12 protein-coding genes are annotated in these 14417 nt (G+C 71.4%); 8 read left to right on the forward strand and 4 right to left on the reverse strand.

Annotation, left to right across the window (positions count from 1 at the left end; all coding sequences use genetic code 11):
* The first annotated feature begins 147 nt into the window (after positions 1-147).
* The 7 genes from ACFYWM_RS11990 (at position 148) to ACFYWM_RS12020 (ending at position 7996) form a co-directional block, all read left to right on the forward strand.
* The gene (locus tag ACFYWM_RS11990; protein ID WP_389912580.1) at positions 148-741 is read left to right on the forward strand and encodes an HAD family hydrolase; all 594 of its coding nucleotides are present in this window, start codon (positions 148-150) and stop codon (positions 739-741) included.
* A 36-nt stretch (positions 742-777) separates the two neighbouring features.
* Positions 778-1413, forward strand: a complete 636-nt coding sequence (locus ACFYWM_RS11995; RefSeq protein WP_389912583.1) for a MerR family transcriptional regulator — start codon at positions 778-780, stop codon at positions 1411-1413.
* Positions 1414-1696: 283 nt separating this feature from the next.
* On the forward strand, positions 1697-2710 hold the full coding sequence (gene glnII, locus ACFYWM_RS12000) for a glutamine synthetase (RefSeq protein ID WP_389912586.1): 1014 nt from the start codon (positions 1697-1699) through the stop codon (positions 2708-2710).
* Between the two features lie 181 nt (positions 2711-2891).
* Positions 2892-3482 (forward strand): TetR/AcrR family transcriptional regulator, encoded by a 591-nt coding sequence (locus ACFYWM_RS12005; RefSeq protein WP_389912589.1) that lies wholly within the window; start codon positions 2892-2894, stop codon positions 3480-3482.
* 334 nt (positions 3483-3816) lie between these two features.
* Positions 3817-4761, forward strand: coding sequence for a TrmB family transcriptional regulator (locus tag ACFYWM_RS12010; RefSeq protein ID WP_389912591.1), 945 nt, complete (start codon positions 3817-3819; stop codon positions 4759-4761).
* Positions 4762-4847: 86 nt separating this feature from the next.
* Complete coding sequence (locus ACFYWM_RS12015) at positions 4848-6530, forward strand: FAD-dependent oxidoreductase (RefSeq protein WP_389912594.1); 1683 nt, start codon at positions 4848-4850, stop codon at positions 6528-6530.
* Complete coding sequence (locus ACFYWM_RS12020) at positions 6527-7996, forward strand: ATP-binding protein (protein ID WP_389912596.1); 1470 nt, start codon at positions 6527-6529, stop codon at positions 7994-7996. Before ACFYWM_RS12015 ends, ACFYWM_RS12020 begins: the two co-directional genes overlap by 4 nt.
* A gap of 42 nt (positions 7997-8038) precedes the next feature.
* Here the strand turns inward: ACFYWM_RS12020 and ACFYWM_RS12025 are convergent, their stop codons facing one another.
* A complete protein-coding gene (locus ACFYWM_RS12025; RefSeq protein WP_389912599.1) occupies positions 8039-9298 on the reverse strand; it encodes an alpha/beta fold hydrolase in 1260 nt (419 codons plus the stop codon).
* Between the two features lie 362 nt (positions 9299-9660).
* Here ACFYWM_RS12025 and ACFYWM_RS12030 point away from each other — a divergent pair, with 362 nt between their 5' ends.
* Entirely contained in the window at positions 9661-11046 is a 1386-nt protein-coding gene (locus tag ACFYWM_RS12030) for a GH1 family beta-glucosidase (protein ID WP_389912602.1), read from the forward strand.
* A gap of 128 nt (positions 11047-11174) precedes the next feature.
* Here the strand turns inward: ACFYWM_RS12030 and ACFYWM_RS12035 are convergent, their stop codons facing one another.
* The 3 genes from ACFYWM_RS12035 to ACFYWM_RS12045 are packed head-to-tail and all read right to left on the reverse strand — an operon-like array spanning position 11175 to position 14280.
* On the reverse strand, positions 11175-12239 hold the full coding sequence (locus tag ACFYWM_RS12035; protein WP_389912605.1) for a hydroxyacid dehydrogenase: 1065 nt from the start codon (positions 12237-12239) through the stop codon (positions 11175-11177).
* A complete protein-coding gene (locus ACFYWM_RS12040) occupies positions 12236-12868 on the reverse strand; it encodes a ThuA domain-containing protein (protein ID WP_389912608.1) in 633 nt (210 codons plus the stop codon). Before ACFYWM_RS12040 ends, ACFYWM_RS12035 begins: the two co-directional genes overlap by 4 nt.
* Complete coding sequence (locus ACFYWM_RS12045; protein WP_389912611.1) at positions 12865-14280, reverse strand: aldehyde dehydrogenase family protein; 1416 nt, start codon at positions 14278-14280, stop codon at positions 12865-12867. Before ACFYWM_RS12045 ends, ACFYWM_RS12040 begins: the two co-directional genes overlap by 4 nt.
* Positions 14281-14417 lie beyond the last annotated feature (137 nt).

Below are 14417 nucleotides of genomic sequence, written 5' to 3' on the forward strand. Positions count from 1 at the left end.
CTCCACCCCGGCAGGCCCTCACGCCCGCGCGCCCGCCGTCGCGATCTCACCTGTTCACGGTGACGCGACCACCCCCCAGGCAAATGATTGCTTGTTTTCGTGCGCGGTAAGGTGATGGAAGGTTCCACTGTCACGTGTTAGGCGACCATGCTCCATCAGCGACTCCAGCCCTCCACGCCGTACGCCGCCCTGATCTTCGACTGCGACGGGACCCTCGTCGACACCGCCGCCGCCAACGAGAGCGCCTGGCGGACCGCGCTGGCCGGATGGCAGGTCGACCTCGACTCCACCTGGTACCAATCCCGCACCGGCCTGTCCGCCGATCGCCTGCTCGCCGAGCTGGAGACCGAGACAGGGGCCGAGCTCGACTACCGGGCGGTGCAGGCGGCGGCCCTGGACGCCTACCAGTGGCTGATCCCCACCATCACCCCGCACCAGACGGTCAGCGCCGTCGCCGAGGCGCACCGGGGACGCGTGCCGATGGCCGTGGCCTCGGGAGGCGCCCGCCAGGCCGTCGAGGAGACCCTGCGTCTCACCGGCCTGCTCCCCCTCTTCGACACCGTGGTCACCAGGGACGACGTCCGCTACGGCAAGCCCGCCCCCGACGTCTACCTCCTCGCGGCCCGTCGCCTCGGCGTCGCCCCGCACGCCTGCGTCGCCTACGAGGACACCGACGAGGGGGTGGCCTCCGCCCTCGCCGCCGGGATGACGGTCATCGACGTCCGCCCCTCGCTCCGCTGAGGCGGTCCTCGCATTGGCTACCTGTACTATCCAACGATGCGGATATCCGAGCTCAGCGCCGCATCGGGCGTGCCCATCCCGACGATCAAGTACTACCTGCGCGAGGGCATGCTCCCCGCCGGGGAGCAGACCTCGGCCACCAGGGCGCGGTACGGCGAGGAGCACGTGCGCAGGCTGCGGCTGATCCGGGCACTGCTGGAGGTGGGGCGGCTGCCCATCGCCGCCATCGGCAAGGTGCTGGCCGCCATCGACGACCCGGACCTGAACCTGCACCACGTGCTCGGCGTCGCGCAGTACGCCATCGCCCCGGCCGTCGAGCAGCACGCCTCCGACGAGGAGTGGGCGCGCGCCCGCGCCGACGCCGACGCCATGATCGACGATCTCGGCTGGGAGGTGGATCCCGGCGCCCCGGCCCGCGACGAGCTGGCCCAGGCCGTCCTCACCCTCGGCCGGCTCGGCATGCCCGCCGACGGCCAGGCCCTGCGGCCCTACGCCGACGCCGCCATGCGGCTGGTGACCGAGCACGAGATCGGCACCATCCCGCTCGACGGCTCCCGCGAGGCCGCGGTCGAGGCCATGGTCCTCGGCACCGTCCTGCACAGCAGGGTGCTCGACATCATGCGGAGGCTCGCCCACGAGTCGGTCTCGGCTCGCGTCTTCGGCGCCATGTGACCTCCCCCAGTACGTCCACGGCCGTTCCATATGAGACAAAAGCGACGAAAGCGGCCTAGAGCAATAATCCGTCTTCGCTGTGACCGATGTCTCCATCGTTCCAATCGTCCCGCGAAATGGCAGCTCACAGCCCTGAAACGAGGGCTGTGCGGCTTTCGGGACGGCCACTGCCTGCTCATATAGGGCCGGGTAACACCCTGTTCACATACGGGCAACAGATGCGAAATCGCGACTTGCGAATCTTTGGGGGCAGCAGATCCCTCCATCCTCAAGGACTCCGCCGATGACCTTCAAGGCTGAATACATCTGGATCGACGGCACCGAGCCGACCGCCAAGCTTCGTTCCAAGACCAGGGTGATGGCGGACGGCGCGGAGCTCCCGATCTGGGGCTTCGACGGGTCCAGCACGAACCAGGCCGACGGCTCCTCCTCGGACCGGGTGCTCAAGCCGGTCTTCACCTGCCCGGACCCGATCCGCGGCGGTGACAGCGTGCTGGTGCTGTGCGAGGTGCTCAACATCGACATGACCCCGCACTCCAGCAACACCCGCGCCGCCCTCGTCGAGGTCGCCGAGAAGTACGCCGACCAGGAGTCCTGGTTCGGCATCGAGCAGGAGTACACCTTCTTCAAGGAGGGCCGCCCGCTCGGCTTCCCGATCGGCGGCTTCCCGGCCCCGCAGGGCGGCTACTACTGCGGCGTCGGCGCCGACGAGGTCTTCGGCCGCGAGATCGTCGAGAAGCACCTCGACTACTGCATCGAGGCGGGCCTGGCCATCTCCGGCATCAACGCCGAGGTCATGCCCGGCCAGTGGGAGTTCCAGATCGGCCCGGCCGGTCCCCTCGAGGTCTCCGACCACATGTGGATCGCCCGCTGGCTGCTCTACCGCACCGCCGAGGACTTCAACGTCGCCGCCACCCTGGACGCCAAGCCGGTGAAGGGTGACTGGAACGGCGCGGGCGCGCACACCAACTTCTCCACCAAGGCGATGCGCGAGGGGTACGACCCGATCATCACCGCCTGCGAGGCCCTCTCCGCGAACGCCCTGGAGCACGTCAAGCACTACGGCTCCGGCATCGAGGACCGTCTCACCGGCCTGCACGAGACCGCCCCCTGGAACGAGTTCAGCTACGGCGTCTCCGACCGCGGCGCCTCGGTCCGCATCCCGTGGCAGGTCGAGGTGGAGAAGAAGGGCTACATCGAGGACCGGCGTCCCAACGCCAACGTCGACCCCTACCTGGTCACCCGCCTCATCGTGAACACCTGCTGTTCCGCCCTGGAGAAGGCCGACCAGGTCTGATCCCGAGCGACGGACTCGAAGGCCGCGGACGCCCTGCCGGGGGCGCCCGCGGCCTTCGGCGTTCCAGCCGGGGCGGGGGAACCCGAGGGCCGGGCTCGCGGGTCGCCGCGCGAAGATAGGTCAGGCGACGCCCATAAAGCAAGACGAGACGTTTCGACTCGCAAATGCTACATTCGGGCACGTGAAGACACCGAATCCGGCCCGTCGCAGCGAGCAGTCGCGCCGGGCCATCCTGAGCGCCGCCTTCGACCTGGTCGTCGAGTCGGGATACGGCAAGCTGACGGTGGAGGCGATCGCCGCCCGCGCGGGGGTGGGCAAGCAGACGATCTACCGCTGGTGGCCGTCCAAGGGCGCCGTGTTCGTCGACGCCGTCCTCGCCGTGACCGGGGACGAGAAGGGGCACCACGCGCTGCCCGACACCGGCGACCTCGGCGCCGACCTGCGCCTCGTGCTGCGGGCCATCGTCGACGAGTACAACGACACCAGGCTCGACACGATGAGCCGGGCGATGACCATCGAGGCGCTGAACGACCCCGCGATCAACACCGAGATCACCAAGCGGATCATGGGGCCGCACCTGGAGGCGACCAGGGAGCGGCTGCGCAGCGCCCAGCGGGCGGGCCAGGTGGCCGGGGACGCGGATCTGGACGTGGCCGTCGAGCTGCTGTACGGGCCGATCTACCACCGCTGGATGCTGCGCACCGCCCCCCTCACCCACGGGTACGCCGACACGGTCGCGGAGTTCGCCCTCAGGGCGCTGAGGCCGCTGTAGCGGCGCCCGGGAGTTCGGATCGGACCGAAATTACCGGGAGCGCCGCCCGCCCGGCACGGGCCCCGGCCGCACGGCGCGCCCCCGCCGGGACCGCGACCGGCCGGGGCGGGGTCGGGGCCGCAAGCGGTTGCGGTCCGCGCCCGTCACCGGGCGTCTGAGCACGCACGATGAATCCACCGGACCAGAACAAAAGTAAAATGTTTCCCCGGGGAGCGCTCCCCGCTTCCGTTACCCCTGTTCCACGGGCCGGAACGACTTCACGTCACGAAAATCCTACAAAACAGGTGCTTTAGGACAGCGCTAAACGGGTACCTCGCGCCGTACCATAACTGCGATGCGGGACGTAGTGGAGCAATTACAGCGCTTGGGCATGTCGGGTTACGAGGCCAAGGCTTACGTCACCCTGGTCGGTGCCGGGCAGCCTCTCAACGGCTACGAGGTGGCCAAGCGTTCAGGCGTGCCACGCAGCACCGTCTACGAGACGCTCGGCAAGCTGGTGGCCAAGGGGGCGGCCTACGAGCTGCGCGGCTCCGACGACGCCACCGACTACCTGCCGCTGCCGCCGCGGTCCCTGCTGGAGCGCATGCGCAGGGAGTTCACCGACTCGATCGAGTCGCTGGAGGTCTCGCTGCCCGCGATCGTGGCGCCCCCCAAGGCGTACCTGATCCACAACCTCAAGGACGCCGGAGCGCTGCTCGCCAGGGCCGAGGACGTGGTGGCCGGGGCGCGCGGCGACCTGTTCCTGTCGATCTGGCCCGAGGAGATGGCCCTGCTCTCCCCGCTGATCAGGCGAGCGGCCGAGCGCGGGGTCGAGACCTCGGTGATGCGCTTCGGGGCGGTCCAGGAAGGGGCTGCGCAAGAAGGGGCGGCGCGGGAGCCGGTCGGCAACCTGTACGAGCACCGCTTCCCCTCCCCCGAGGGCGAGGGGGCCGCGAAGGAGAGCCCCGACCACCGGCTGCTCGTCGTCGCGGGCGACCGGCGGGAGGCCCTGATCGGCGGCTTCGCCGGGGGCACCGCGTGGGGCGTCTACACCGAGGACCCGGCCGTCGTCGCGATGGCGGTCGAGTACGTCAGGCAGGACATCGCCCTGCAGATCGTCGCGAGCCGGGTCGGGCACGAGGCCATGCGCGAGATCTGGGCCGCAGACCCCGACCTCAGGCGGTTCCTCGCCGACCGCGACCGCCCGGCCGCCCTGCTGCGCGCCGCCGGGATGCCCGGTCACCGTCCCTACGGTTCCCCCTCGTCACCGGGGGCCCCCACACCCCACGATCACTTCTGACCAGATGTTTGGTTTAACAGCGATGTGACATCCTTCGTAGAGATTGTCTCCATATCGGATGTCTCCATCTCGGGGGAAGGCAGGACATGGAAAAACCGGTCATCATGACGGTCGACGACGATCCCGGCGTGTCCCGTTCCGTCGCCCGCGACCTGCGGCGGCGCTACGGCCACTCCTACCGGGTCGTCCGGGCCGACACAGCGGCCGAGGGCATGGCCAGCGTCCGCGAGCTGCGGCTGCGGGGCGACGACGTGGCGGCGATCCTCGCCGACTACCGGATGCCCCAGATGAACGGCGTGGAGTTCCTGGAACAGGCCATGGACCTGTATCCGTACGCCCGCCGCCTGCTGCTGACCGCCTACGCCGACACCGAGGCCGCGATCCAGGCGATCAACGTGGTCGACCTCGACCACTACCTGCTCAAGCCGTGGGACCCGCCGGAGGAGAAGTTCTATCCGGTGCTGGACGCCCAGCTCGACGCCTGGCAGCGGACGGACCGGCGCGAGTCGGACGAGCTGCGGGTGGTGGGCGCGCGCTGGTCGGCCCCGTCGTACGAGGTCAGGGACTTCCTGTCGCGCAACCAGGTGCCCTATCGCTGGATGCTGGCCGACTCCCCCGAGGGCGTCGAGCTGCTCGCGGCGGCCGGGGAGAAGGCCACCGGGGAGAAGGCGGCCGCCGTCAGCCCGGCCAGGCTGCCGCTGGTCGTCACCGGCGACGGCACCAAGCTCGTCGCGCCGAGCCCCTCGGAGCTGGCCCAGGCCGTGGGGCTGTCCACCGCCCCGGCCACCGACTTCTACGACCTGATCGTGATCGGGGGCGGTCCCGGTGGGCTGGGCGCCGCGGTCTACGGCGCCTCCGAGGGGCTGCGCACCGTGATGGTCGAGCAGCACGCCTCGGGCGGGCAGGCGGGCCAGAGCTCCAGGATCGAGAACTACCTGGGCTTCCCCGACGGCGTCTCCGGCGCCCAGCTCGCCGACCGGGCGCGGCGCCAGGCGGCGAAGTTCGGCGCCGAGCTGCTCACCGCCCGCACGGTCACCAGCCTGGAGGTCAAGGGCCGGGCCCGGGTGGTCGGCTTCGCCGACGGCGGCACGATCGCCGCGCACACCGTCATCCTGGCCACCGGCGTCTCCTACCGGAGGCTGAACGCCCCCGGCCTCGACGACTTCATCGGCTCCGGCTGCTACTACGGCGCGGCCCTGACCGAGGCGCCCGAGTGCGCGAACCGCGACGTCTACATCGTCGGCGCCGCCAACTCGGCCGGCCAGAGCGCGGTCTACCTGTCGGGCTACGCCAGCAAGGTCCACCTGATCGTCAGGAGCGACGGGCTGGAGCGGACCATGTCGCACTACCTGATCGAGCAGATCGCGCGGATCCCGAACATCGAGGTGCACACCGAGACCGAGGTGGTCGGCGCCGAGGGCGAGGGCCACATGGAGCGGATCACGCTGAAGGGCCCCGAGGGCGAGCGCACCGTCGAGGCCGAGTGGCTGTTCGTCTTCATCGGCGCCCAGCCGATCACCGACTGGCTCGGGGAGACCATCGAGCGCGACGAGAGGGGCTTCGTCCTCACCGGCCCCGACCTGACCGCCGACGAGAACAGGCCGCGCAACTGGCCGCTGCGGCGGGAGCCGTACCACCTGGAGACGAACGTGCCGGGGGTGTTCGCCGCCGGGGACGTCCGGGCCGACTCGATCAAGCGGGTCGCCTCGGCCGTCGGTGAGGGCGCGATGGCCGTGGCCCTCGTCCACCGCTACCTGGAGAAGACATGACCACTCCGGACCAGGTCCCTTCCGGCGCCCGCGAGGGAAAGAACATGATCGACATCGAGGTGCTCCGCGGGCTCTTCCTCTTCGAGAAGCTCGACGACGACAAGCTCCGGTGGCTCGCGCGGTACGGGGACGAGGAGGAGTACGACGCGGGCGAGGCGATCGTCAAGCAGGGTGACCCGGCCGACTGCTTCGCCGTGCTCGTCGAGGGCGAGGTGGTGATGATCACCGAGACCACCGCCGGGCCGGTCACGATGACCCCGACCTCGCAGTCCGGCGCCTACGCCGGCGCGGTCCTGGCCTACCTGGGCGACCGCGCCCCGGCCACCTACGGTCACACGCTGCGCGCCACCAAGCCGACGCGCATGTTCATGCTCCCGGCCAGGAAGTACGGCATGATCATGGCCGAGTGGTTCCCGATGGCGGTGCACCTTCTGGACGGGGCCCGGCTGGGCGGGATGGCCCAGCGGGAGTTCATCGACCGGCGGCAGCGGCTCACCGCGCTCGGCACGATCACCGCCGGGCTCACCCACGAGCTCAACAACCCGGCCGCGGCGGCCGTACGGGCCGTGGACGACCTGCGGGAGAAGGTGAAGAGCACGCGCAGGAGGCTGGCCACGCTGGCCGAGGACGGCATCGAGCCCCAGCGGCTGCGCGCCCTGATCGACCTGCAGGAGGCGTGCGCCGCCAGCATCTCCGAGGCGCCGTCCCGCTCCCCGCTGCAGATCTCCGACGCCGAGGACGAGCTGGCCGACGCCCTGGAGGAGGCCGGGGTGCAGGACGCCTGGGAGATCGCCCCGCCGCTGGTGGCGGCCGGGTTCAAGGTCGCCAAGATGGACAAGGTCCGCGACGCGCTGGGCGAGCGCTACCTGGACGAGGCGATGCACTGGCTGTCGGAGGCCATCGAGATCACCCAGATGCTGAACGAGGTGACGGACTCGACCGAGCGGATCTCCTCCCTGATCGCCTCCGCCAAGCAGTACTCCCAGATGGACCGGGCGCCGTACCAGACGGTGGACGTGCGGGAACTGCTGGACAGCACCCTCACCATGTTCCGCGGCAAGATCCCGCCGGGGATCACCATCGCCACCGACTACGACCCCGAGCTGCCGCCCATCCCCGCCTACGCCGGGGAGCTCAACCAGGTGTGGACCAACCTGATCCACAACGCGCTGGACGCGATGGCCGGCACCGGCATCCTCACCGTCCGCACCCGGCTCGAACACGACACGATCGCGCTGATCGAGATCTGCGACACCGGCCCCGGCGTCCCCGAGGCCCTGCGCGAGCGGATCTTCGAGCCGTTCTTCACCACGAAGGCGGTCGGCGAGGGCACCGGGCTCGGCCTGGACATCTCCTTCCGCATCGTCGCGGGCCGCCACGGGGGCGACCTGCGCGTGGAGTCGAAGCCGGGCGACACCCGCTTCGAGGTGCGCCTGCCCCTCACCGAGACGGCCGCCCCCGCCTGAGATCCCCTCACCGAGACGGCCGCCCCCGCCTGAGACCGGCGGTCAGGAGCCGTGGACGCCCTTGGCGATGTCCATCAGGCGGGCGAGGACGCCGCCCCCCGAGACGCGGACCCCGTCGTGCTGCCACTCGTTGGTCACCCAGGTCCGCACGTTGCCCACCGCCCGCGCGGTGCGCATGGACAGGCCCTCGTCGACGTACATGTCGTCGTAGTAGACGGCGGCGACCACAGGGACCCGGTTGGCGGCGAGCCGGGCGGGGTCGTAGAGGGCGGGCCAGTCGGTGGTCGCGGCGAGGATCTCGGCGGCGCCCTTGAAGGGGCGGAGCGCGGCGATCTCGTCGAACATCCAGGGGTAGATCATCTCCCCGGTGGGCAGCGTCGTCGCCGCGTCCTCGCGGAACTCCCCGGGCAGCAGCCGGTGCGCGGCCCAGGCGGTGGCGGCACCCTGGGCGTAGATCGACTCGTGCAGGACCGCGTAGAGCGGGTTGCCCACGAAGCCGGTGGCCATCATGACCTCGTACAGGAACAGGTCGGAGAGCCTGTCGCCGGTCCAGGCCTCCTCCAGCACCCAGTGCAGGTATTCGGCCCCGTCGCTCATGCCCAGGCACATGCCGAGGGTCTGCAGGCGGCGTACGGTCAGCACGTCGCCGTCGGGGAGCAGGACCTCGTTACGGCGCAGGTGGGCGGCTATCGCGTCGAGGCGGCCCGAGTCGTGCGGGTAGCGGGCGAAGTGGCGGTTCACCTTGTCGCGGACGCGCGGGTAGGTGCGGGAGTAGACGTCGTCGGCGGTGGCGTCGAGCCCGGACAGCCCGCCGGTCACGTAGCAGGTCGCCAGGCCCTCGGGGGCCCGCGAGAGGTAGGTCAGCGTGATGAAGCCGCCGTAGCTCTGGCCCAGGGTCTCCCACGGCCGGTCGCCGCAGAGCTCGCGCCGGATCAGCTCGGCGTCGGCCACGATCGAGTCGGCCCGGAAGTGCCCGAGGCGGGCGGCGAGCTCGGCGTCCGTGCCATGGGCGGTCTTCGCGGTGATGGGGGTGCTGCGGCCGGTCCCCCGCTGGTCGAGCAGGAGGACCCGGTGGGTCCTGAGCGCGTGCCCCAGCCACCCGTCGGCGGCGGCCGGGCGCGGCGACTTGCCGCCGGGACCGCCCTGCAGGAACAGCAGCCACGGCAGGTCCTCCCCCCGCCGCGCCGGGTCGACCGCCTCGCGGGCGAAGACCTCGATCGTCTCGCCGCCGGGGTCGGCGTGGTCGAGGGGAGCGGTGAACACGTGGTCGGTGAGCGCCACACCGGGCAGAAGGACAGTCACTCACGGAAAGCTACCGGACACCGGCGGCGGCTTCCGCCCCAGGTGGCGGGTGGCGGCCGGGGGTCCCGGCGTCTCTCCGGCACGGAGCGGCACGGTCCGTAACCTGGGAAACGACTCGATAACGCCACCTTGACGCAGACGGAGCTTTTCCTCTTAAATTTCAATATGAATTAAGCCTCGAAGTTGAGCAGTCACCACTCCCCGTGAGCGCTCACGAAGCGCGGGAGGGTGACTCGACGCTCAGGGGACACCGGTTGGGCGCCCGCTGGGCACCCACTGGGCACCGCCCCGCCACCGACCGTCGTCCCGGCGCTGCTCGTCAGGCGACACATCCGCGTAACCACGCAAGGAGCGATCAAGGGATGACCCAGACCGACGACCGGACCGGCACCGGCCTGGCCCTGTTCCCGCCCGCTTTCCGCTGGGGGGTCGCCACCGCCGCCTACCAGATCGAGGGCGCCACCGCGGAGGACGGCCGCACCCCCTCCATCTGGGACACCTTCTCCAGGACCCCGGACCGGGTGCACCTCGGACAGACCGGCGACGTCGCCTGCGACCACTACCACCGCTACGCCGAGGACGTCGCCCTCATGAGGGAACTCGGCGTCGACACCTACCGCTTCTCCATCTCCTGGCCCCGGATCAAGCCCGACGGCACCGGACCGGTGAACCCCCGCGGCCTCGACTTCTACGACCGGCTGGTGGACACCCTGCTGGCCGCCGGGATCAACCCCATGGCCACGCTGTACCACTGGGACCTGCCGCAGGTCCTGGAGGACCGGGGCGGGTGGACCGCGCGCGACACCGCCCACCACTTCGCCGGGTACGCGGAGGCGGTGTACGACCGGCTCGGGGACCGGGTCAGGACCTGGACCACCCTCAACGAGCCGTGGTGCTCGGCCTTCCTCGGGTACGGCACCGTCGACCAGGCTCCCGGCCGCGCCGAGCCGGCCTCGGCCTTCCTCGCGGCGCACCACCTGCTGCTCGGCCACGGCCTGGCGGCCCGCGCCCTGCGCGCGGCCGGCGCCAGGGAGGTCTCGGTCACGGTCAACCTCACCCCGGTCTCCCCCCGCGACCCGCAGGACCGGCACGACGTCGCGGCGGCCAGGCTCGTCGACGGCCTGCACAACCGGATCTTCCTCGACCCGATCGTGTACGGGCGCTACCCGGCCGACATGCTGGAGCACACGGCCCGCTTCACCGGCCTGGGCCACATCCTCGACGGCGACGAGGAGCTCATCGGCGCCCCGATCGACTTCCTGGGGGTCAACTACTACGCGCCGACCCACGTCGCGGCGAAGGTGGGCACGCCCTCCTCCGACCGCTTCCCCGGCACCGAGGGCGTCGAGCACCCCGAGCCCGACCTGCCGGTGACCGCGATGGGCTGGCCCGTCGAGGCGGACGGCCTGCGCAGGCTCCTCGTGCGGCTGGCCCGGGACTACCCGTCCACCCCGCTGATGATCACCGAGAACGGCGCCGCCTACCACGACTCCGCCGAGGACGGCAGGGTGGCCGACGCCGAGCGCGTCGACTACCTGCGCACCCACCTGCTCGCCGCCCACCAGGCGATCCAGGAGGGGGTCGACCTGCGCGGCTACCTGGCCTGGTCGCTGATGGACAACTTCGAGTGGGCCTACGGCTACGACAAGCGGTTCGGGCTGATCCACGTCGACTACGACACCCAGACGCGCGTCCTCAAGGACAGCGCGCTGTGGTACAGCGGGGTCATCGGCAGGAACGGGATCTGACCCCGGGAGTCCCGCGCGTCACCTGACACGGATGCTCCCCGCCCCGGAAAGGGGAACATCCGTGTCAGGCGGTTCAGGGCGGCTCCGGCCGGTCACACGGTGGTCGATCCGCGGACGGCCCCGCCGTGTCACGCGGTGATCGCCAGCAGGTCCGGGTCCACCGGGTGGCGCAGCGGCCGGCCCGCCAGCGCCAGGAGCACCTCCTCCACCGCGCACGCCCCCAGCCTGGCCAGCTCGTTGCCCAGCGCCCCGGCGACGTGCGGGGTGAGGATGACGTTGGGCAGGTCCCACAGCACCGAGTCCGCGGGGACGACCTCCGGCTCGGTCACGTCGAGCACCGCCGACAGCCTGCCGGTGGCCAGCTCGGCGACGAGCGCCCCCTGGTCCACCAGGGAGCCCCTGGCGGTGTTGATGAGCGTCGCGCCGTCACGCATCGCGGCCAGGCGGGCCGCGCCGACCATCCCGATCGTGGCCTCGGTGGCCGGGGCGTGCAGGGAGACGATGTCGGCGGCGGCGAACAGCTCGTCGACGTCGACCAGGCGCGCGCCGAGCTCCCGCGCGCCCCGGACGTCCAGGTACGGATCGGCGATCAGCACCTCCAGGTCGAAGGGGGCGAGCAGTTCCGCGACCCTCCTGCCGATCCTGGAGGCCCCGACCAGGCCGACGGTCCTGCCGTAGTTGCCGTAGTCGCCGTAGTCGCGGTGGCCGTCGCGCCCCTGGTACAGGCGCAGGTCCACCTTCCTGTCGCGGTACTCGCGGGCGAGCGCGAGGACGGACTTGCCGGTGAGCAGGATCATCGCCACGGTGTACTCGGCGACCGGCAGGGCGTTCGCCGAGGCGGCCGAGCTCACCCGGATCCCCCGGGCGAACACGGCCTCGCCGACGTGGCCCTTGACGCTCCCCGCGGCGTGCACGACGGCCCGCAGGCGCGGCGCGTGCCGCAGCACGGGCTCGTCGATGAGCGGGCAGCCCCAGCCGGTGACCAGGACCTCCGCCCGCTCCAGGCGCGCGAGCGCCTCGTCGGAGGCGAAGTCGGTGAGCGGCGCCGCCAGGTCGGCCTCGGCGACCGCGCGCAGGCGGTCGGCGACGGCCGGGGGAAACAGGCGGGCGGGCAGCCCCGGGTACATCGCCGGCACCACCGAGGGCAGCACCGGGTACGTCGCCGGCACCACCGAGGGCGGACCGGCGGTCACCGGCCGGCCCAGATCAGGCCGCGCCGGGTGAGCTCGTACACGGTGGGGTGCCGCAGGTCCTCCATCCGGTGGCCGACGGCGGAGAAGAAGACCTTCCCCCTCCCCCACCGGCGGGTCCAGACGACGGGCATGACGGTCTCCGGGGAGACGAACCGGGTGGTGGCGAGGACCTCGTTGTGGGCGTCGGTGAGCATCCAGTACTGCTCGGTCTCGACGGTGAAGTCGTCCAGCCCGGCGACGATCGGGTGCGCGGCGTGCGCGGGGTCGATGACGACGTCGTAGGTGAGGAAGTCCTCGGGGTGGTGCAGGAAGAGCCCGCCGACCATCCGGAGATAGTCGTGGCTGCCGTCGAAGGTCGCCACCAGGCCGCCGTGCCAGCCCGCGAAGCCGGTGCCCGCGCGGACCGCCGACACCAGTCCCGCCTCCTGCTCCCGCGTCAGGACGCCGCCCGTCCAGCACTGCACGACCAGGTCGGTCCCGGCCAGCAGCGGCCCGTCGGCGTAGACCTCCAGGTCGTCGGCGGTCGTCACCTCGAAGCCCGCGGCGGCCAGCTCGGGGACGAACAGCTCGGTCGCCTCGACGGGGACGTGCCCCTCCCAGCCGCCGCGGACGACCAGTGCCCTCCTCATCGGCGGCCGGCCGGGTCGCTCGCCCAGGCGGGCAGGGTGAGCGGGGTGCGCTGGACCCCGATCCACTGGCGCCTGGTGAAGCCCGGCATCTGGTTCTCCGCCCCGTGGCGGGCGTGCGCGTCGTTGACGTGGACCTCGCCCGCCCGCAGCCGCTCGGCCACGTCCATGCCGCGCATCAGGTCGGCGGTGAACACCGAGTCCATCATCATCGGGTGCCGGTTGGCGAGCTCGACGGCCTCGTCCTCGGAGTCGACCACCGTCACCGGGATGACCGGCCCGAAGATCTCCTCGGTGAACGCGGGCATGTCCGGGGTCACGTCGGCCAGCACGGTGGGGCGGTAGAACAACCCGTCGTAGGTGCCGCCGGTGACCAGCCGGGCGCCCTTGGCGATCGAGGGCGCGACGATCCGCCCGTGCAGCCGGTCCCGCTGGCCCTCGCTGATCAGCGGTCCCAGGTCGGTCTCCGGCGACATCGGGTCGCCCAGGCGCAGCGCCTCGACCCGCCTGGTCACGGCCTCCAGGTAGCGGTCGGCGACCTCGCGCACGACGATGTGCCTGCTGGAGCTGATGCACGTCTGTCCCTGGAACTCCAGGGAGGCGATCATGGCGTGGGACGCGGCCAGCTCGACGTCTGCGTCCTCCAGGACGATGAAGGCGTTGTCGCCGCCCAGCTCCAGGCGGATCGCGCGCAGGTCGGTGGCCGCGGAGGCCGCGATGGCCAGGCCGACCTCGCGGGAGCCGGTGAAGTCCAGCAGGTCCAGCCCCCGGTGGTCGGCCAGCGCCCAGCCCGCCTCGGGGCCGTCCCCGGTGACCACGTTGAACACCCCGGCGGGCAGCCCGACTGCCTCGGCGGCCTCGGCCAGCACGTGGCCGCCGACCAGCGGGGTGAGCTCGGCGGGCTTGAGCACGATGGTGTTGCCGAACGCCAGGCCGGGCGCGACCATCCGCATGGCGAGGTTCATCGGGTAGTTCCACGGCGTGATGACGCCGATCACGCCCAGCGGCACCGCGCGCGACAGCGAGAGCTTGCCCGCCTTGTACGGGGGCAGGACGTCCCCGGCGTTCTCGGTGGCCTGGACCGAGGAGATGAGGAGCTGGCGGATGCTCGTGCCCACCTCGTCCTCGGCCTTGGCCCGCACCCCGCCCGTCTCGCGCATGCTCAGCTCGACCAGCTCGTCGTAGCGGCTCTGCAGGTGCTCGGCGAGGCCTCGCAGGTATCCGGCCCGCTCAGGGGCCGAGAGGGCGGCCCAGGCGGGCTGCGCGGCGCGGGCGGCGGCGACGGCCCGGTCGACGTCGGCGGGACCTCCCAGCGCGTACGTGCCGATCGGCGCGCCGGTCGCCTTCTCGTGCACGGGGGCGGTGCCTCCTGAGGCGGCGTCCTGGAATGTCCCGTCGATGTACAACCTGCCCACAGCCATCCCCTACGTCATCATCACTCTTAGTACAGAATGCAAAATAAGTGCTGAACGGAGACGGCGTCAACAGTCCCGGGGTTCCCGGAAAGCGTTTGCCGACCCCCCCGCCCGGATTGCGGGACGCCGCGCCCGGA

It is taken from the genome of Streptosporangium sp. NPDC002721 (assembly GCF_042888905.1).
Classification (GTDB): Bacteria; Actinomycetota; Actinomycetes; order Streptosporangiales; family Streptosporangiaceae; genus Streptosporangium.

Bases quoted from the DNA above. Each gene is read 5' to 3' on its own strand.
- ACFYWM_RS12015 (WP_389912594.1), top strand. From the start codon at position 4,848: ATGGAAAAACCGGTCATCATGACGGTCGACGACGATCCCGGCGTGTCC.
- ACFYWM_RS11990 (WP_389912580.1), top strand. From the start codon at position 148: ATGCTCCATCAGCGACTCCAGCCCTCCACGCCGTACGCCGCCCTGATC.
- glnII (WP_389912586.1), top strand. From the start codon at position 1,697: ATGACCTTCAAGGCTGAATACATCTGGATCGACGGCACCGAGCCGACC.
- ACFYWM_RS11995 (WP_389912583.1), top strand. From the start codon at position 778: ATGCGGATATCCGAGCTCAGCGCCGCATCGGGCGTGCCCATCCCGACG.
- ACFYWM_RS12020 (WP_389912596.1), top strand. From the start codon at position 6,527: ATGACCACTCCGGACCAGGTCCCTTCCGGCGCCCGCGAGGGAAAGAAC.
- ACFYWM_RS12040 (WP_389912608.1), bottom strand. From the start codon at position 12,868: ATGAGGAGGGCACTGGTCGTCCGCGGCGGCTGGGAGGGGCACGTCCCC.
- ACFYWM_RS12030 (WP_389912602.1), top strand. From the start codon at position 9,661: ATGACCCAGACCGACGACCGGACCGGCACCGGCCTGGCCCTGTTCCCG.
- ACFYWM_RS12010 (WP_389912591.1), top strand. From the start codon at position 3,817: ATGCGGGACGTAGTGGAGCAATTACAGCGCTTGGGCATGTCGGGTTAC.